This window comes from Cryobacterium sp. Hb1, from assembly GCF_004403585.1.
Lineage (GTDB): Bacteria > Actinomycetota > Actinomycetes > Actinomycetales > Microbacteriaceae > Cryobacterium > Cryobacterium lyxosi.
This window is the reverse complement of the sequence record NZ_SOHI01000037.1, coordinates 73,572-91,907: the sequence shown is the minus strand read 5'-3', so window position 1 is coordinate 91,907 and position 18,336 is coordinate 73,572. Positions and strand designations below refer to the sequence as shown.

General features: G+C 65.4%; 15 protein-coding genes. 10 read left to right on the top strand and 5 right to left on the bottom strand.

Going from position 1 to position 18,336, the window contains the following annotated elements; translation table 11 throughout:
- Window positions 1–206 precede the first annotated feature (206 nt).
- From E3T38_RS15580 to E3T38_RS15570, 3 genes are all read right to left on the bottom strand, one after another.
- The gene (locus E3T38_RS15580) at window positions 207–746 is read right to left on the bottom strand and encodes a hypothetical protein (RefSeq protein ID WP_104196667.1); all 540 of its coding nucleotides are present in this window, start codon (window positions 744–746) and stop codon (window positions 207–209) included.
- A gap of 147 nt (window positions 747–893) precedes the next feature.
- Window positions 894–3,899: an AAA family ATPase gene (locus E3T38_RS15575; protein ID WP_134549018.1), complete on the bottom strand. Its 3,006-nt coding sequence runs from the start codon at window positions 3,897–3,899 to the stop codon at window positions 894–896.
- The gene (locus tag E3T38_RS15570) at window positions 3,896–5,077 is read right to left on the bottom strand and encodes an exonuclease SbcCD subunit D C-terminal domain-containing protein (protein ID WP_134549017.1); all 1,182 of its coding nucleotides are present in this window, start codon (window positions 5,075–5,077) and stop codon (window positions 3,896–3,898) included. Before E3T38_RS15570 ends, E3T38_RS15575 begins: the two co-directional genes overlap by 4 nt.
- Window positions 5,078–5,271: 194 nt before the next feature.
- Here E3T38_RS15570 and E3T38_RS15565 point away from each other — a divergent pair, with 194 nt between their 5' ends.
- From E3T38_RS15565 to E3T38_RS15535, 7 genes are all read left to right on the top strand, one after another.
- Window positions 5,272–6,060, top strand: a complete 789-nt coding sequence (locus E3T38_RS15565) for a DeoR/GlpR family DNA-binding transcription regulator (protein WP_134549104.1) — start codon at window positions 5,272–5,274, stop codon at window positions 6,058–6,060.
- Window positions 6,057–7,058: a 1-phosphofructokinase family hexose kinase gene (locus E3T38_RS15560; protein ID WP_134549016.1), complete on the top strand. Its 1,002-nt coding sequence runs from the start codon at window positions 6,057–6,059 to the stop codon at window positions 7,056–7,058. The genes E3T38_RS15565 and E3T38_RS15560 overlap by 4 nt, the downstream gene beginning before the upstream one ends.
- The gene (locus E3T38_RS15555; RefSeq protein ID WP_134549015.1) at window positions 7,055–9,061 is read left to right on the top strand and encodes a fructose-specific PTS transporter subunit EIIC; all 2,007 of its coding nucleotides are present in this window, start codon (window positions 7,055–7,057) and stop codon (window positions 9,059–9,061) included. Before E3T38_RS15560 ends, E3T38_RS15555 begins: the two co-directional genes overlap by 4 nt.
- 75 nt (window positions 9,062–9,136) lie before the next feature.
- The gene (gene ptsP / locus E3T38_RS15550; protein WP_134549014.1) at window positions 9,137–10,879 is read left to right on the top strand and encodes a phosphoenolpyruvate--protein phosphotransferase; all 1,743 of its coding nucleotides are present in this window, start codon (window positions 9,137–9,139) and stop codon (window positions 10,877–10,879) included.
- Window positions 10,880–10,935: 56 nt separating this feature from the next.
- Window positions 10,936–11,214 (top strand): HPr family phosphocarrier protein, encoded by a 279-nt coding sequence (locus E3T38_RS15545; protein ID WP_134549013.1) that lies wholly within the window; start codon window positions 10,936–10,938, stop codon window positions 11,212–11,214.
- 139 nt (window positions 11,215–11,353) lie between these two features.
- Complete coding sequence (locus E3T38_RS15540) at window positions 11,354–11,626, top strand: hypothetical protein (RefSeq protein WP_370449051.1); 273 nt, start codon at window positions 11,354–11,356, stop codon at window positions 11,624–11,626.
- Window position 11,627: 1 nt separating this feature from the next.
- Window positions 11,628–12,629, top strand: a complete 1,002-nt coding sequence (locus E3T38_RS15535; protein WP_241984511.1) for an FHA domain-containing protein — start codon at window positions 11,628–11,630, stop codon at window positions 12,627–12,629.
- A 41-nt stretch (window positions 12,630–12,670) separates the two neighbouring features.
- Here E3T38_RS15535 and E3T38_RS15530 read toward each other — a convergent pair whose 3' ends face one another.
- Window positions 12,671–13,177, bottom strand: a complete 507-nt coding sequence (locus E3T38_RS15530) for a hypothetical protein (RefSeq protein ID WP_134549012.1) — start codon at window positions 13,175–13,177, stop codon at window positions 12,671–12,673.
- 223 nt (window positions 13,178–13,400) lie between these two features.
- On the opposite strand from E3T38_RS15530, the gene E3T38_RS15525 reads away from it, so the two are divergent.
- The 3 genes from E3T38_RS15525 to E3T38_RS15515 all read left to right on the top strand — a co-directional run bounded on the left by E3T38_RS15525 (window position 13,401) and on the right by E3T38_RS15515 (window position 17,328).
- Complete coding sequence (locus E3T38_RS15525) at window positions 13,401–15,272, top strand: gamma-glutamyltransferase family protein (protein ID WP_134549011.1); 1,872 nt, start codon at window positions 13,401–13,403, stop codon at window positions 15,270–15,272.
- 135 nt (window positions 15,273–15,407) lie between these two features.
- Window positions 15,408–15,641: a hypothetical protein gene (locus tag E3T38_RS15520; RefSeq protein ID WP_134549010.1), complete on the top strand. Its 234-nt coding sequence runs from the start codon at window positions 15,408–15,410 to the stop codon at window positions 15,639–15,641.
- Between the two features lie 448 nt (window positions 15,642–16,089).
- The gene (locus E3T38_RS15515; RefSeq protein WP_134549009.1) at window positions 16,090–17,328 is read left to right on the top strand and encodes a PLP-dependent aspartate aminotransferase family protein; all 1,239 of its coding nucleotides are present in this window, start codon (window positions 16,090–16,092) and stop codon (window positions 17,326–17,328) included.
- Window positions 17,329–17,340: 12 nt separating this feature from the next.
- Here E3T38_RS15515 and E3T38_RS15510 read toward each other — a convergent pair whose 3' ends face one another.
- Window positions 17,341–18,120 carry a gamma-glutamyl-gamma-aminobutyrate hydrolase family protein gene (locus tag E3T38_RS15510; protein ID WP_134549008.1) on the bottom strand — a complete coding sequence of 260 codons (780 nt, stop codon included), beginning with the start codon at window positions 18,118–18,120 and terminating at the stop codon, window positions 17,341–17,343.
- Window positions 18,121–18,336: the final 216 nt, after the last annotated feature.

The following is an 18,336-nucleotide window of genomic DNA, read 5'->3' as shown; positions in this document are numbered from 1 at the left end:
AGCCGCGAAACGTGATTACCGGTCGGAATCGTGCAACGCAGGAAGGACCAGTTCGTTCGGCAGGGTACCAGAACTGGTCCACGCGAACTTTAATATACAACGCCGCAGGCGGGCACTCAAGGCCTACGTCAACCTTTTCCGCTGCGGGTTTCACTCAAGTAAGTTGAGACCGGTCGAACGGCATGAGGATAGCGAGACAATCGCGGTTATCGAGAAAAAGCGGCTCCGCCCCGTATCGCCGGTCGCTTTCCGGTCCGGCGCGCCACGTCCGGGTACGGCGAGTTGCCGGCACGCTCCAGCAGATAGCGCGTCACCGTGTTCCAGTCGGGAAACAGTGGGGTCAGAAACTTGATCAGTTCGCCCTCAAACCGGTCAGCGCCAACGGCTGATCCGTCGTCGACGAGAAAGTCGCCGCGATTGAGATGCTTGTGGTGCGACAGAATGAGCCGTTTGTAGGCCGGCCCACCGGCCTCTGCTCCGAGGTGTTCCTGCACCCACTCAAGCTTGTGTTGCCAGGCACTCGCGTTGCCCCACGGGGCCATCGAGAGAATATACGTATCGAACGATTGGGCGAGGGTGTGAAAAGCGTCGATAGCACCGCTGATCGGTTCCATCCGGGCGAAAATTCCAGGCACTTCGTCGAGTCTTTTCTCATAGCGCGAGTATTCGGCATTGGTGAGTCGATCGATTCCCGACTGCACATTGACGAGGGTGTTATCGAGGTCGATATAGAGGATCTTTTTCATTCGGGCTCCCTGGCAGGCTCGCTTCGTTGCGGTAACGCTCCGATCGTGACAGGCTCACCACTGATCGGCAATGGCCAAAGCCCTCCATTTCCTCAGCTCGGCTGCCCCACAGGGCAATTGGACAGCAAGAGTACGGCCTGTGAAAAGTCATTCGATCGGGGTGTCGGCCTCGATTCGGCTGTATCCCTGATCGGTGACCGAGATGCGCAGCGTCGCCGGAATCTGCTCTTTCATTGAGTCAACGTGGCTGATCAGGCCGATCGTGCGTCCGCCGGCGCGCAGCGTGTCAAGGGTGCTCATGGCAGTCTCGAGGGTCTCGCTGTCGAGCGAGCCGAAGCCCTCGTCGACGAACAGGGTATCGAGGGTGATACCACCCGCTTGCCCGGTGACCACCTCGGCTAGCCCGAGCGCGAGTGCGAGAGAAGCAAGGAATGTCTCGCCCCCGGATAGCGAATGCGTTGGCCGGGCGCGACCGGTGAACTCATCTCGGATCGCCAGCCCCAACCCAGACCGCGCGCCACCCTTCACGCGCGAGTCATCGTGTTCAAGGGTGTAGCGTTCGCTTGTCATCGTGCGCAAACGCACGTTCGCCGCCACGACAATTTCTTCCAGCTGGGCGGCCAGGACATAGGTCTCCAAACGCATCCGTTTCGTGTTCGGTTCGTCGCCCTGCATGACATCGGCTAGCGCACGCACCTGAAAGTGCTGGTCTATCAGGTCAGCGGATGCCGCAAATCGTGTCGTGACTCCCTGCACGAGCGCTTGCAGCTGGCCGGCACGTTCGGCGAGCGAGCTGTGCGAGCTCACAGCGTCATCGCGCGCGTTGCTCGCGGCTTCGAAGGCTCGCAGGGACGGCTCAAGATCGATCGGATCTGAGGGAAGATCGACCAACTCAGGATCGGCCACAGACGCCAAGGCTGCTGCACGTTGGTCGTCGTAGGACCGCACGACGTTCGCCAGCTGGATGGCCTGGCCCTCGTCAAGCCGCGCCCCGGACGCCGTCTCCTCATCATCGAAGTCTTCCTCCGCCAGCTGGTTCGCGAGGTCGAGAGTGGACGCATCACGGGCATCGGCGCGTTGCCGGCTGAGTATGAGGGCGTCGCTCAGTGTGCGCGCGCAGTCCAGCTCGTGCTGCAGTGCGCGTACTTGATCGGTCACGGTATCGCTTGCACCACGCTGCGCGCCCACGCGGGCCGTGAGCAGGTCGCGCTGCCCAGATCGCTCGCTATGGGTATCGGCCGCCATATCGCGTGCCGCACGGAGGCTCACCAGCGCAGCCGAAGCGGTGGTCTGGGACTGCCGAAGGTCGGCTTGTTCGCGCCGAAGACCGCCAATCAGGTCAGCAGCCGTGCGCGCGGTGGCCAACCGGGCACGGGCAGCAACGCACTCGGTTCGCAGTTCACCGACGCTTCGCTGCGCGGCCAGCGCCTGCGCCTGCCCGAGACGATTCGTCAGCGACGTCGAGGTCTCCTGGGCATCGGTCAGCTCCTGTTGGCGGCCCTGCATATGCAGGCGGGCCGTGGTGAGGTCGGCTGCGGTGACCAGCTCGCCCTCCGCTGCTGCCGGAGCCGGGTGTTCGATGGCCCCGCAGACCGCACAGGGATGACCTTCGACCAGACGGCTGGCTAGTTCAGACGCCTGCCCGGCGAACCGGCGGGTCACGAGCGCCTCGTAGTCGACAGCGGCTGCCGCGTTGTCACGACTGCGCTCCAACAGTTGAGTGTCTGCCGTGGCCAATTCCTGCAGCAAAACCACCACGTCTTCGGCGGCCGCAAACCCGATTTCAGCCCGGCGCAAGGCCTCAGCGGCGTCTGTCGTTCCGGCTGCGGCGAGGGTTGCCGCCGTGAGTTGCTCGCCGACGAAATCGATCTGCTGGGGCAGTTCATCGATTCGCTGCTGGGCACTCGTCAGGCTATCGGTGTGGCCGGCGAGCGCGTCAAATAAGGCTGTGATCTCTCGGTTCAGGGCTGGAAGCTGTTTTTCTTCCGCGAGCACCTCTGCCAGCGCGCCGAGCCGTCCTACGAGGGCATCCATGATGGGACGAAGCGCCCGCTGCGAATCGCCAGCGCTGTCACTGGCACCGCTGTCACTCGCACCGTTATGACTGGCACCGTTGTCACCAAAAGGCAACCAAGCGGTCCTGGCCGTGGTTTCATCGGCCAGGGCTGTCTGCCATTCACGAGTCGCGGCCCGGCTAGTCCGAATATGCGGCCAGACCCGTGCCGCACGGGCCGCGCGCAGCAGCGTGCCGCGTTGCCCCTCGACCGCGGCGTGGCGGCTCTCGAGGGTGGCAAGAGCTGTGTCGGCCAGAACGCGCCGAGCCTGACGTCGCTGGGTCTCCGTTGCCGCTCTATGTTCCTCGCTTACAGCGGACAGCCGAGCCGCCGCACGGGTCGCCTCCGCCGAGGCGATGTCGACTGCGCTAGTCAGGCCGGCCAGAGCGTCACGGAACCAGCCGAGGTCGGGCGCGACTGGTGCTTCGGCCAGTCGAAGCTGATGCAGGGCAGCGGTGGTCTGTTCCGCGACATCACGCTGTACGTCAGCGAGCCGGTCGTCGAGTGACTTGCGGCGCAGCACGAGCGCGGTTTCCAGTCGTTCGAACCGGGTGGTTCCGAACAGGCTGCGCAGCACGGCACGCCGTTCATCGGTTTTGGCCAGTAGAAAATATTGGAACCGGTTCTGGGCGAGCAGGATCACCTGGAGGAATTGGTCGGCCTTCAAGGGCAGGATCGCGCTCAGTTCAAGGCCGACGGCTTGTACCTTGGCCGCACTCGCCCGCCATTCGGTGCCGTGCAGAACATAAAGCACAGCAGTGGCGGCTGCCGTGGTGGTTCCAGTGCCCTTCTTCTTGGCTCGCTCATACTCCGGGGTGCGCAACAGACGGTAGTCACGCCCGCGCAGGCTGAAGTCGAGTTCGACATAGGTGGGATCATCGGGCTCACAGTAGTCGCTGCGCAACGGCTGCTTTCCGTCGGGAAACCGCGGCACCTTGTCATACAGAGCGAAACAAATGGCGTCGAGGATACTGGATTTACCGGCGCCGGTTTTACCGGTGATGAGGAAGATTCCGTCGGCATCAAAGCGTTCAAAATCGACAACCTGTTCGTTCTTGAATGGTCCGAACCCGGCCAGACGCAGTCGCTTGATCTTCATACGTTCACCTCCTTCGCATTCTGTTCGTTCAGCAGTTCTGCGATCAACGCCCTTTCAAACTCGCTGGGCCCGACCCCATTGCGCACGAACGACAAGAATCCCGCCACGATCTCGGGATCACCCGTGGCCGCGCGAATACGCTCGGCGTAGGTCGAGCCATCCGCTTCGACGGTGAACGCTGGCCGGTGCTCGAGCGCAACCGCGTGCGCAAATCGGGAGTGAAGTGCGCGCATGGCGTCAAGCGGGCGCACCTGGTCGGTCAGGATGGCTTTCACCCAATCGCCCTCGTTGTCGGCGTATGCCTCGTCAGCGAGCAGATCAGCGAGTTCACCCGTAAGAACGACGAGTCGGCGCGGAACGGGCAGGTCGACCCACTCGATCGGGCCGAGACCACCGGCATCGAGTTCGACCAGCCAGGCGCCGCGCGCCTTGCCGGCCTCGGCGAAGGAGTAGTGCAGCGGCGCCCCGGAGTAGCGCACCCGCTCGGTCAGAGTGGCCCGCCCGTGGATGTGGCCGAGGGCGACGTAGTCGCACCCGTCGAAAACCTGAAGCGGTACGACGTCGAGTCCGCCGGCGGTGATGTCGCGCTCCACATCGCTCGACTCGGTGGCCGGGGCGACGCCGGCCGCAAAGCAGTGCGAGAGTACGACGCTGCGGCCCCCGCACTCAGTGGGGCGGCGCAGTGCCAGATCGTCGCGAATCCGCGTCATGGCGAAATCGAGAACCTGTTCGTGCGTTTTCAGCGATACACCCGGGTGCAGGTGGCGAATGAGTGCGGGCTCGAGATACGGGATTCCATAAAAATGCACTGGGCCATGCTCGTCGATGATGGTGATGGGTGAGGCGTATTGATCGGGCCGGGTCACAACGTGAATGCCGGCCAGTGCCGCCCACTCCGACTGGAAGCCGAGCCGAGTCGCCGAATCATGATTGCCGCTCGTCATCACAACGGACGCCCCGGCCTCCTTCAACCGCCGCAACGTGTCGGTCAGCAGTGCATAGCTCTCTTTGGAGGGCATCGCAGAATCGAACACATCCCCCGCCACCGCCACCACGTCGACAGCGCGTTCCGCCACCACCGCAACGAGGGCATCCAGCACGAGTCCCAGGTGCTCGAGCGTGGGATGGGTATGGAAGGTGCGCCCGATGTGCCAGTCCGAGGTGTGCAGGATCTTCATGCTGTTTACGCTACCGGGGCCCACCGACAGCGCCGACCGGCGGAATCCGCTGGGCGCTGCTCGCTCCGAGTCGACCCTGCGGCCCACCGGTGATTCTTTGTTTTTCTTCTTTTTTTTGACAAACAGAAATAAACGCAGGTAAAGTCAATGAAACCAAATTCGTGACTTCGTCACTCATCGTCGAGGAGGCTTTCGTGTTCGCCGAAGAACGTCAACTCTTAATCGCCGCCCTGGTGGCAACCGAGGGGCGAGTCAGCGTGACCGACCTCGCAGCGCGGTTCGCCATCACCGCCGAGACCGTGCGGCGCGACCTCGACACCCTTGAGGCCGCCCGACAGTTACGTCGCGTGCACGGCGGCGCCGTGGCCATTGATCGCCTGAGCCTGTCGGAGCCGAGCCTCGATGAACGCCAGACGCAGCGCCTCGACCAGAAGTCGCGCATTGCCGACACGGCAATGCGCATGATCCCCACCAGTCGCACCGGGTCGATCCTGCTCGACGCCGGCAGCACCACGGAGCGCCTCGCTGACCGTCTGGGCGGCTTCACGCCCGCGGTTGCCGGTGATCAGCTGCTCGTGGTCACGAATGCGGTGCCGATCGCCGGCAAACTCTCCCGCAATGAAGCGATCCAACTGCATATACTCGGTGGCCTCGTACGCGGATTGACCCGTGCCATCGTCGGTGCCGGCACCGTGGCGCAGCTCGGGGCGCTCCGTCCTGATATCGCCTTCATCGGCACCAACGGCATCAGCGCAACCTTCGGCCTGAGCACCCCGGACTCGGTCGAAGCGGCCGTCAAATCGGCCATCGTGCGGTCGGCCCGCCGCGTTGTCGTGCTCGCCGACTCCAGCAAACTCGACCAAGAGACGCTGGTCTGCTTTGCCGCGCTCGCAGCGATCGATACCCTGGTAACGGATGCTGCGCCATCCGCTCACCTTGCCGCCGCACTCGCCGCAGCCGACGTCGACGTGGTGATCGCATGATCGTCACCCTGACCCCCAACCCGAGCCTCGACCGCACCATCGAACTGGCCGGCCCGCTCGAGCGCGGCAAGGTACAGCGGGCGGTCGCCGCCCACGGCGAACCCGGTGGCAAAGGCGTCAACATCTGCCGCGCCCTCGAAGCGAGTGGCATCAGAAGCCTCGCCATTCTGCCGGGCGACCCCGACGACCCGGTGCTGATGGCCCTGACCAGCCACCAGATCCCGCATCTCGGCCTGCCGATCGGCCAGCCGCTTCGCAGCAACGTTGCGATCACCGAACCCGACGGCACGACGACCAAAGTCAATGAACCCGGCCCGAGTCTGAGCCCGGACCAGCAGCGTGCACTCATCGACCTGGTGCTGGAGCAGTCGGTCGGCGCGAGCTGGCTCGTGCTGGCCGGGTCGGTTCCACCCGGCGTGCCCGACGATTTCTACGCTCGCATCATCGGCGAGCTGCGCGCTCGCCTCGGCAGTGACGCACCGAAGGTCGCCGTGGATTCCTCGGGCGGCCCTCTCGCCGCAGCCGCACTGGCTCACCCCGATCTGCTCAAGCCCAACGCTGAGGAACTCGCCGAGCTCAGCGGACTCTTCGACGGCGACACGCTCGAGGCGAACCCCGCGCGAGTGGTCGACGCGGCTCGCGTGCTCATCGCGGGCGGTGTCGGTGCCGTGCTCGCGACCCTCGGAGCGAAGGGTGCCGTACTCGTCACCGCCGACGGCAGCTGGCTCGCTACCACTCCCCCGATGCGCGCCGTCAGCACCGTTGGCGCCGGCGACTCCGCCCTGGCCGGCTACCTGCTGCAGAGCAATCTCGGCGCGAGCGCCCCCGCCTGCCTGCGCCAGGCCACCGCCCACGGCGCCGCCGCAGCTTCCCTACCCGGTTCCACTGTTCCTGCCCTGCACCAAACCAACCCGAGCGCCGTCACCGTGACGGACCTTGCCCCAGCACCGGCCCCCCGGCTGGTACTGGCCACACATCCAAAGGAGGATGACCAGTGAGTGCACTGATCACCCCGGAGCTTGTCGCTCTGGACACCTATCTCGGTACCGAGCCGAAGGACGTCATTCGGCACTTGGCCGAGCTCGTCGTCGCGTCGGGTCGTGCCACGGAAATCGAGGCTCTGTACGCGGATGCCCTCGCCCGCGAGGCGAAGACCGCCACCGGTATCCCGGGGGGCCTCGCTATCCCGCACTGCCGCTCCACCGCCGTGCTGGAACCTACGCTCGCGCTCGCCCGCCTGTCGACCCCGGTCGATTTCGGCTCGAAAGACGGCCCGGCCGACCTCGTCTTTCTCATTGCCGCACCCGACGGCGCCGACCAGGAGCACCTGCAGATTTTGGCCAAGCTCGCCCGGTCGCTCATGAAGAAGGGCTTCACCGCCGCGCTGCGCGATGCATCGAACACGCAGCAGATCGTCGGACTCGTCAACAACGTCGTCGCCCCGGTGGCCGTGGCGGCCGGCGCCCACGCCGCCGCTGACAGTGCGAACATCGGTACCGGTTCAGCACGGACCGGCATGAAGCGAATCGTCGCCGTCACCGCCTGCCCGACCGGAATCGCGCACACCTACATGGCCGCCGACGCCCTGGTTGCCGCGGCCAAAGCGGTTGGAGTCGATCTCCAGGTGGAAACCCAGGGGTCGGCTGGCCTCACCCCGCTCGACCCCGCGGTCATCGCTGCGGCCGACGCCGTCATCTTCGCCGTTGACGTCGACGTGCGCGGCCGGGAACGCTTCGCTGGCAAGCCCGTCATCAACGCCCCGGTCAAGCGCGGCATCGACGAACCCGGCCGGTTGATCGAGGAGGCCCTCGCGGCTGCCCTCAACCCGAATGCCCGTCGGGTGAGCGGAACCGTTGACCAGAATGACGCGACGGAGAAGAGCGAGCACCTGGGCCAGAAGCTCAAGCGCGCGCTGCTCACCGGTGTCAGCTACATGATTCCCTTCGTCGCCGGCGGAGGGCTGCTCATCGCCCTCGGCTTTGCACTCGGCGGCTACGCGATCACGGAGGTAGCCGACGAGGTCGTGCTGAACAACAGCTTGTTCAATCTGCCCGACGGCGGCATGCTTACCTACCTCGGCGCTGTCTTCTTCAAGATCGGCGCCCTATCGATGGGCTTCCTCGTTCCGGCGCTGGCCGGATACATCTCCTTCGCCATCGCCGACCGCCCCGGTATCGCACCGGGCTTCGTCGCCGGCTCCGTCGCCGGCTTCATGGGCGCCGGATTCCTCGGCGGCATCGTCGGCGGCCTGCTCGCCGGTATCGTGGCCGCGAGCTTCGCCAAGCTCAACGTTCCGCGTTGGCTGCGCAGCCTGATGCCCGTCGTGATCATTCCGCTGGTCGCGTCGATCGTCGCCTCCGGTTTGATGTTCATCGTTCTCGGCGGGCCGATTGCCCTGCTCACCGTGGGACTGGGCGACTGGCTGAACGGCATGACCGGGGCATCCGCTGTGATTCTCGGTGTCATCCTGGGCCTCATGATGGCCTTCGACCTCGGTGGCCCGGTCAACAAGGTCGCCTACGCCTTCGCCGTCGCCGGCCTCGGCGCGGCAACCCTCGCCAACCAGGCGCCGTGGCAGATCATGGCCGCGGTCATGGCCGCCGGCATGGTGCCGCCGCTCGCGATGGCCCTCGCCACCGTTCTCGACAGGAAGCTGTTCAGCGTGACTGAGCGCGAGAACGGCAAGGCGGCGTGGCTGCTCGGTGCCTCGTTCATCTCCGAGGGCGCCATTCCGTTCGCCGCCGCCGACGTCTTCCGGGTGATTCCGGCCGCCATGCTCGGCGCCGCCGTCACCGGCGGGCTGTCGATGGCCTGGAACATCACGAGCAAGGCGCCGCACGGTGGATTATTCGTGTTCTTCGCGATCGACAACTTCCTGCTGTTCCTGCTCGCCGTTGCGATCGGTACTGTTGTATCGGCGTTTGCCGTCGTCGGACTCAAGCGTTACGCGGTGCGGAAGCGCATGGTCGATGCCCCGGAAGCCGTTTTCGTGAACGCGTAACCCGACAAGCATCAGACACGCGCGCGGAACGACACGCAGTACAGTGACGCCAGCCGCCCGCTGGGGAGAAAAGGAATGAGGACGATCGTGCAGACTCTCCCAGGCAGTGCCAGTACAGACCAGTCCGAAACCGGCCGCACCTTCGCTGGAGTCGGAGTCAGCCCCGGACGCATCATCGGCTCCATTTTGTTGATGCCCCAGGCCGTGCGCGAACCCGCTGTGGGCGAGCGTCTGGCCGAGGGAACGTCGCCGGAGGAAGCATCCACCGCTCTGCGTACCGCCGCGAAGGCTGTGCAGACCAACCTCACCGCCCGCTCGGTCGGCGCCTTCGGTGCCGGCCGGGAGGTGCTGGAGGCGACAGCTCTGATGGCGAATGACCCGATGCTGGTCAAGGCCGCTATCAAGCTCATTACCAACGGTGCCTCGCCGGAGCGGGCCATTTGGGACGCCGCTGCCTCGGTGGCCGAGATGCTGCACAACCTCGGGGGCTACATGGCCGAGCGGGCGACCGATGTGCTCGACGTGCGCGGGCGCATCGTCGCCGAACTGCGCGGCGTTCCGGCCCCTGGCATTCCGCACTCTGACACCCCGTTCATTCTGATAGCCGAGGACCTCGCACCGGCCGACACCGCCACCCTCGACCCGGCTAAGGTGATCGCGCTGGTCACCTCGAGCGGCGGACCGCAGTCCCACACCGCTATCATCGCCCGGGCTCTCGGGCTGCCCGCGGTGGTCGCCGCTGTCGGGGTCACCGCCCTCGCCGATGGCACCCGCATCTTCGTCGACGGGGCTGCGGGCACCATTCTGGTCGACCCCGGCGTCGACGAGGTCGCCCTCGCCAAAGCGTGGGAGACCAGCACCGCCGCCCTAGCCGTGTTCGACGGCACCGGGCGGCTGCAAGACGGCCACCTGGTTCCCCTGCTCTCCAATGTCGGCGGCTCGAAGGATGCGGTCAAGGCCGCGGCAGCCGGCGCCGAGGGCGTTGGCCTGCTGCGCACTGAGTTTTGTTTTCTGGAACGCGACACCGAGCCTTCCATCGCTGAACAGGTGGAGGCTTACCGCGGGGTGTTCGATGCTTTTCCCGGTAAGAAGGTCGTCGTGCGCACCCTCGATGCCGGCGCCGACAAGCCGCTACCGTTTCTGACGGATGCCTCCGAACCGAACCCGGCGCTCGGCGTGCGCGGCTACCGCACCGATTTCACCTCGCCCGGCGTGCTCGAGCGTCAGCTCACCGCTATCGCCCAGGCCGCTGAGGGTACCGAGGCGCACATATGGGTAATGGCCCCGATGATCTCCACGGCGGAGGAAGCCGAGCACTTCGCCGCACTCTGCTCAGCCGCCGGCCTCGCGACACCCGGCGTTATGATCGAAGTGCCCTCGGCCGCGCTGACCGCCGCGAGCATTCTCGAGCACGTCGATTTCGTGAGCCTCGGCACCAACGACCTCACCCAATATGCCATGGCCGCCGACCGCCAGCTCGGCCCGCTCGCCGCCCTCAACACGCCATGGCAGCCCGCCGTTCTGCAGCTCATTCGTCTCACCGTGAACGGCTCGCGTGACGAGGGGCACGACAAACCGGTCGGTGTCTGCGGCGAGGCCGCAGCCGACCCCGCCCTGGCAGTCGTACTCGTCGGACTCGGCGTGGCCACACTGTCGATGACCGCGCGGGCACTGTCGTCCGTCGCCGCGGTTCTCGCGAGTGTGACGCTCCCCGAGGCGCAGCAGCTCGCCAAGGTGGCCTTGACGGCGCACTCGGCAACGGACGCGCGTCGTTTGGTTCGCGAGAAACTACCCATACTCAATGCGCTGGGTCTCTAACCCGTCGAACCCTTTTCATCCCGCCGACTTTTCACACGCCTACTCAGGAGGATCCCATGTCTGAACGAACCGCCGTCATTGCCAGTCGCGTCGGCCTGCACGCCCGCCCGGCTGGTATTTTCGTCGCCGCCGTTGGCGAATTACCCATCGAGGTCACCATCGCCATGGCCGGCGAACCGGTCGACGACGCCATGGATGCCTCGAGCATTCTCTCGATCATGAGCCTGGGCGCCTCCAACGGCGACACCGTGGTGCTGCGAGCAGAGGGCGACGGCGCCGACGAGGCTCTCGACTCTCTCGTCAGGATTCTCGAGACTGACCTCGACGCCGAGTGATACCGGTTCCCGTTTACGTGGAATCCTTTACGCCGCACAACTAGGTAGCTAAAGTAGGGAATCTCGGGGTTCGTCCTCGTGACCGGCGCAGTTACCGGAACCGGCAACATTTTTCCCTGCGAGCGAAAAGGAACCTACCGTGACCGAACGACAGACGTACCTGGGTAATGTCGAAAGCTCCCCTGACAACGCGGAGCGCACCATCACAGACTGGACCGACCTCGGGCAGGAGATGTGGTCGTACCTTACGGGCAAGGGCGCCGCTATCAACTACAGTTTCGTAGACATGGTCGTCGAGGTTCCCCGTGACATCGGCCCCGACGCCCCGCGTGCAGTGTGGAAATTCAACGGAACCCTGCGCGTCACAACCAGCGACGAGAAGACAGTCGGCTCCGACCCCTTTCGGAGCTAATGTGAACGCCGCAGCGGGCTCCCCAACCGGAAACTCGAAAGCATCGGCCGCCAAACGGACACCTTCCCGCGTCAAGCTGAACATCGATCTCGGCTTTTCCCTGGTGGAGCCCACCGGCGCAGTCGGCGCTTCGAAGGCTAATCCTGATAAGGATTCGACCGGTTCAGAATTCGGTGATTCCTTCGGGGCCGAGGATGCCATGCACGGCACGATCACTGCCAACGGTACGGAAATCACTGTCTTTACGAGCAACCCCGAAATGTTCGTGCAGGGCCGAGCACTCAACCTGGAACCGTTACGCACGCTCGCCTCCGAGTTGGCCAATCGCGGTCTGACTGTCTCCATCACCGGTCCCGTCGGGCTGATCGCCCGGCTGGGCGACGTGCAGGCATCCGTCACGCAACGTCTCGTGACGCGGTCGCCGAACATCGTACTCGGGTCCCGCACCGCTTTGGGCCCGCTGGTACAAGCGCGAATGCGGGGACAGTCGCGGATGCCCGTGGCGATTCCGCTTCCGCCATCAACCGTGTTCCCGCTCGTTCCGACCTTCGACCGGCGCAGCCGCCGTCGCGTCACGACGACTCACTACACGCCCGGTAGCGGGCGTCCTCGCCTCATTTTCGTCGTGGGGTCACAGAACTGGAACGGGCAGATGCCCCGTGAATTCAATCTGCTGCCGGGCATAACAACGATCGGGTCCTCGGCTGCGGCCGACCTGCAATTGCCGGGATTGAAACCCCTGCACGCCGAGATTCGCCACGATGACAACGACGAGTACCGTCTGTTTGCCACCGGTGACGTCGCGGCCAGCTCTCGACCGTCCGACGACGGTCACAGCATCCGCAACGGGCAGATTCTGCGCACCGGTTCGCGACTCGAAATGGGCCCGTGGCGGATGGGCTACTTTCGCGAGGAGTTCGCCGACCACGGCCGTCCGTTCGGCGGACGAGTGGGGGGCGAACTGGCCGTGCAGAAACCCCAGCCGCCCAGGCGTCGCGCCTGACCAGCAGACGAGACAGGGGTGCCGCACTTTTGGGCGGCACCCTACGAGGTGAAGAGGTCGGTCCAGACTGCCCGTGATCCCGATTCTCCAATGAGCGCCACGGTGACCACCGCTCCGACCGCGCTCACCACAACCATGAGATCGATAATGACAGTGGCAATCAGGCGCCCGGTACGGCTGCGCAGAACAGACGCGGAACGGGTGCCGTCACCGTTGCTGTAGCGATACCAGCCCCATTGCAGCGCAGCCACGAGGAACAAAGCGATCACCCACGGCAGCAAGGTGCCACCCAGGGACGTGTGCGCGCCGAGCAATGGTGTGATGGTGACGAGGCGGGACTGCAGCCATTCGCCCGCCTGCACCGCGAGGGGAACCAACACGAGCGCGGCGAGGGCGATGAGCGGCGTCACGATGCCCAGCCGCCGCCGAACGGCCGGCCAGAACGCGGTGAGCACCGCGCACAGCGCGGCCAACGGCACCACGATCACGACCGCGTGCACGATCAGTACGTGCAACGGCAATCCGTTGAATTCCCAGTCAAAGTTCATTTATTGTCTTTCCTCGTCTCGGGTTTGCGCAGCTGTCGGGCATAGATCCTGAACACAGCCTGCGACGACAGACCCGCACACTCTTGGCCTGATCATCGCACGAATCGAGCCGATTCGAGGCAGATAATCGAAGACATCCGGCGGCCGGCGTCCGATCACGCCGCAACGACTCCGGGTGGGCTCCCGGGGCGCACCGTGCCACCACTCGTGCAAGGGTGGGGAAGTGACCTATACCGCACCGAACGTCTTCACCACCCGTCCGACCCTGCGTGGAACCTTCGGAATGACCGCCTCCACGCACTGGCTCGCTACGGCCTGCGCCCAGGCCGTGCTCGAACGGGGCGGCAACGCCTTCGACGCGGCCGTGGCCGGTGCCTTCGTTTTGCACATCGTGGAACCGCACCTGAATGGACCCGGCGGCGATATGACCGGCGTCTTCGTAACAGCGGGTGACCCGGATGCTCCGCGCGTGCTGATGGGGCAGGGGCCGGCCCCACAGGCAGCCACCATCGACCACTACCGGGCTGAGGGCCTCGACCTCGTTCCCGGATCGGGGGCGCTCGCCGCAGCCGTTCCCGGCGCAGTCGACGCCTGGCTCGTGCTGCTGCGTGACTTCGGTACCTGGGAGCTGCCCGAAGTGCTCGCGTTCGCCTGCGGCTACGCCCGCGATGGGCATCCTGTTCTGGGCCGGGTCGTCGCCACGATCAGCTCGGTCGCAGCTCTGTTCTCCGAGCACTGGCCTACCTCGGCAGCACAGTGGATGCCAAATGATATCCTGCCCGCAGCCGGTGACCTGGTGACCAATGAAGCCTGGGCGAGGAGTCTCGACCGCCTGATCGCGGCCAGCGCCACAACGACCGTCGCGACGAGAGAGGGACGCATCGACGCGGCCCGGCGGGAGTGGCGGGAAGGATTCGTGGCCCGGGCCATCGTCGACTTCGGGCAGGCCCCGCACCGGCATTCCTCCGGCACCGATCATGCCGGCGTCATGACACTGGCCGACCTGGCCGGCTTCGAAGCGAGCATCGAGGAAGCCACAACGGTCGTTTTTCGCGGCCATACGATCGCTAAAACCGGCGCCTGGGGGCAAGGACCGGCGTTGCTCCAGACCCTGATGATTCTGGAGGGGTTCAGCGACGCCGAGCTCGACCCCTCTACCGCGCTCGGCGCGCACACCATCCTGGAGGCCCAGAAGTTAGCGATCGCCGACCGGGAAGCGTACTACGGCGACGCCGAAGGACCGCTTGACACCGGACCGCTCGATTACCTCTTGTCGGCCGTCTACGCGGCCACCCGTCGGGAGCTCATCACGGAGACCGCCTCGCACGAGTTTCGCCCTGGCCTCGTACCCGGCTACACCCCGTATTACCCGGTGCTGCGCACCGCGTACACGACCGCGGCGTTGACGAAGCAGGGTGCGGAGGCATCCGCTGCAGTCGGTGAACCGACGATCGATGCACTGGCCCGCACCGCAGCTGAGCCAGAAGCCCTCGCGACCGGTGAAATGCGCGGCGACACCTGCCACATCGACGTCGTCGATCGCTGGGGCAACATGGTCTCGGCGACACCGTCTGGTGGCTGGCTGCAGTCGTCGCCCACCATTCCCGAGTTGGGATTCTGCCTCGGTTCACGCCTGCAGATGACCTGGCTCGAGCCCGGCTCGCCGTCGGCGCTGACCGGCGGTAAGCGCCCACGCACGACCCTCACCCCGACGCTCGTGCTGAACGACGGGCAGGCGGTGGCGGCGCTCGGCTCCCCCGGCGGTGACCAGCAGGACCAATGGCAGTTGCTGTATCTGCTGCGCACGATCGTCGGCGGGTACACTCCGCAGCAGGCGATCGATGCGCCCGCCTTTCACAGCACCTCGTTTCCGGGCTCGTTCTGGCCGCGTACCTGGGAACCCGGCAGCGCCGTAGTCGAGGATCGGCTCGGCGAGACGGTCATCGCCGAGCTGGAAGGGCGCGGCCACCGGATCACCCGGGCCGGCGACTGGGCGCTCGGTCGCATCTCAGCGGTCACTCGCGACGCGCGGAGCGGGCTGCTGCAGGCGGCGGCGGATGCACGCGGGGCACAGGGATACGCGGCCGGTCGCTGACCTGGCCTTAAAATACCACCGTTTCGCGTATTTTTCTGTCCCACGAATGGGGAGGACATTGACTTGTCTATCCCCACTAGATTGAAGTTATCGAACCGATTACCCGAGTCGGCGATGGAACGGACAATCGTGAAAATGTTGCAGACAGAGTGCCCAGAATGCGAGCAGATGGTGTGGATCACGTCGGATACCCGGTTTGCGACCTATCACTCGCTGGCCAACTCAACCAAGGATTGCCCCGGCTCCCGAATGAACGTTCCAGTACCGCCCAAGCAGACCGCCGCGAGCCGTCGACGCGCGCAGGCTGAATTGCTCGCCTGGACGCACTCCACGACCGCAGTTGGCGCCGACAAACACCAGGCTGCCTGAACCCACTTCTTGTCCCCGACCGATGCCATTGACTCACCCAACCAAGTGCTGCCGTCGGTAAACCAGACGAGGCGATGCCCCCGAATTGCCGGGACGGCACCGCCTCGTCTGGGTTAACGCGGCCCCCGCCCTTCCCATGTGCGCCCCGAGCAAGACGCATCGGTCGAGCGCTGGTTACAACGGGTGCATAACAAACCGACCGACCGGGAGGCGCCGGTCACGCACTGGGGGTAGACTCCGTATTCCATTTTTATCAGCCCCTTCTCAGGCCATCCCCCGTACCGTTATGTACGGAGTTCCCCCACTCCAACGATTGGCCCCGGCATATTTCTCACCTCCCCCCAGGCGAGAAGTGCCGGGGCTTTTTCGTAGTCGGTACCGGCCAGGTGGTCACCCCCCGATACGTAACGTTTCATGTTGGACGCTGCGCCAGGTCTAGCGTGGAGGGATGACCTCTCGCACCGAACCGAACCCGGCACCACGGCCGAACAAGCACGATCCGGCCACGCTGGGCTTTCAGACCCAGTCGGTTCACGCCGGCAACGCGATCGATGTCGGGTCGGGGGCGCTCCGCACACCGATCGTGATGGCCAACTCATACGCGCTGCCCGACGACCCGTCGATGATGAGCTGGTCGGGCGCGACGCCCGGTCTCTACACCCGCAACACCGGCACAAATCAACAGGGCCTGCAGCAGAAGCTCGCCGTGCTCGAGCGCGGCGAAGACGCCGTGGTCCTGGCCAGCGGTGTCGCCGCCCTGCACGCCGTGTTCTTCACACTGCTCAAGACCGGCGACCACGTCGTCGTCGCCAACGTCACCTACGAGGCCTCGTATCGGCTCTTCACCGAGCTTTTGCCCAACAAATACGGAATCGAGGCCACCTTTGTGGACGCGACGGATCTGGCTGCGGTGCGGTCCGCCATCCGCTCTACGACGCGTCTGATTCACATTGAGACGGTCGGTAACCCCACGACCGCGGTGACGGATGTCGCGGGCGTCGCACAGATCGCGCACGAAACCGGCGCACTGCTGTCGATCGACAATACGTTCACGCCGCCGCCGCTGTTTCGCCCCCTCGAGCACGGAGCCGACCTTGTCGTGCACTCGTTGACAAAGTACATCAACGGGCACGGTGACGCGATGGGTGGCGTTGTCATCGGTAGCGCGGCGCTGATTCGCCGGATCAAGGTTGACGCGATGGTCGACGTGGGCGGTGTGATCAGCCCGTTCAACGCCTGGCTGATCATGCGCGGCTCGGTTACGCTTCCCCTGCGCATCCGACAGCACTGCGAGTCGGCGCTCGCCATCGCCCGTTTTCTCGAGGCCGATCCGCGGGTCGCGTACGTCGCCTACCCGGGGTTAGCCTCGCATCCGCAGCACGCCGTGGCCCTGCGGCAGCTGCCGCACGGTTTCGGCGGGGTGCTCGCCTTCGCCGTCACTGGCGACAAGGCGGCGCAGAACCGGTTCGTCGCGAACCTGCGCGTGATCACGTCGGCCGTGTCGCTCGGGCACGATGAGTCGCTTATCGTGCACGTCGACAACTCCGGGCCGCGCGTCGCAGCGTACCCGGCACCGTTTCGCGAATTCGGGCACCTCCGCTTCTCGGTGGGCCTCGAAGACACCATTGACCTGGTGGCAGATCTCGCGGCGGCCCTCGATGCCACGTTCGACGCCGTCGTGCTCTAGTCCGTCGCGCAGCTAAGCGGCCAGGGCGCTTTTGATTCGGGCCTCGACCCGCGTGCGGGCGTCGTGCTGAGCGGCCAGTCCGGCCAGGAGCAGAGCCAGCTGGTCGGCCGGGGAATCGGGCGCTTCGGGGTGCCACTGCACACCAACGATCGGAGCGCTCCCGTGCTCGAGCGCTTCGATCAGCCCGTCCGGAGCGTGGGCCGCGGCTACCAGCCCGGCGCCGAGACCGTCGACGATCTGGTGGTGGGCGCTTTGCACCGAGATGTCCACCCCGCCGAGGACGGTCGCGATAGTGCTGCCTGTGGCCAGTGTGACGTCGTGGGTGGAGAGGATCTGGTCGATCGGCACGTCGATGTTCTTGTGAATACCGTCGTCGATGTGCTGCACGAGGGTGCCGCCGAGGGCGACGTTGATGATCTGCAGGCCGCGGCAGATGCCCAGCAGCGGTGTGCCGAGCGCGAGCGCACGCTGCACGAGAGCGATCTGGCCTTCGTCTGCGGAAGCAAAGTGCACCGTCTCACCCTCATAGCCGGTTGTGCCGCCGTAATAGTTGGGGGAGATATCTTCGCCGCCGACGATGACGACAGCGTCGGCATCCACGGTACGGCGCAACAGTTCGGCGGGGGTGACGTCGGCGGCGGCGACGCGGGTGACAGACCAGCCACCTGCCTTGGCTTCAGCGACGACGCGAGAGTTGAGCACCTGTACCTTGGCGTGGTAGATGGGCCGGTCGGGACGCGCGGTCGTGACCTCGACGACGGCGAGCATGCGGTTCGTGAGTTCTTCGTTCATGCGGGGCTCCCGTCGGTGTCGATCGCGCTGCGCAAAATCAAGGCCGCGTTCATCCCATTTTGGGCGGCGCGCGCGTAGTGTGCGAGCGGTCCTGTAACACGGGGCAACATCGCCCTCGGGCAGATTTTTGGAGGTTCCCAGACTCGGGTCTACCGGTCACCCTAAACTTTGCAACAGACACGCACTTCCCCGGCGGAATCCTTCGGCCAGGGTCAC

Excerpts from the sequence above, each read along its gene's own strand:
- E3T38_RS15580 (WP_104196667.1), bottom strand. The coding sequence starts at position 746 with ATGAAAAAGATCCTCTATATCGACCTCGATAACACCCTCGTCAATGTG.
- E3T38_RS15575 (WP_134549018.1), bottom strand. The coding sequence starts at position 3,899 with ATGAAGATCAAGCGACTGCGTCTGGCCGGGTTCGGACCATTCAAGAAC.
- E3T38_RS15570 (WP_134549017.1), bottom strand. The coding sequence starts at position 5,077 with ATGAAGATCCTGCACACCTCGGACTGGCACATCGGGCGCACCTTCCAT.
- E3T38_RS15560 (WP_134549016.1), top strand. The coding sequence starts at position 6,057 with ATGATCGTCACCCTGACCCCCAACCCGAGCCTCGACCGCACCATCGAA.
- ptsP (WP_134549014.1), top strand. The coding sequence starts at position 9,137 with ATGAGGACGATCGTGCAGACTCTCCCAGGCAGTGCCAGTACAGACCAG.
- E3T38_RS15545 (WP_134549013.1), top strand. The coding sequence starts at position 10,936 with ATGTCTGAACGAACCGCCGTCATTGCCAGTCGCGTCGGCCTGCACGCC.
- E3T38_RS15530 (WP_134549012.1), bottom strand. The coding sequence starts at position 13,177 with ATGAACTTTGACTGGGAATTCAACGGATTGCCGTTGCACGTACTGATC.
- E3T38_RS15520 (WP_134549010.1), top strand. The coding sequence starts at position 15,408 with ATGTTGCAGACAGAGTGCCCAGAATGCGAGCAGATGGTGTGGATCACG.
- E3T38_RS15515 (WP_134549009.1), top strand. The coding sequence starts at position 16,090 with ATGACCTCTCGCACCGAACCGAACCCGGCACCACGGCCGAACAAGCAC.
- E3T38_RS15510 (WP_134549008.1), bottom strand. The coding sequence starts at position 18,120 with ATGAACGAAGAACTCACGAACCGCATGCTCGCCGTCGTCGAGGTCACG.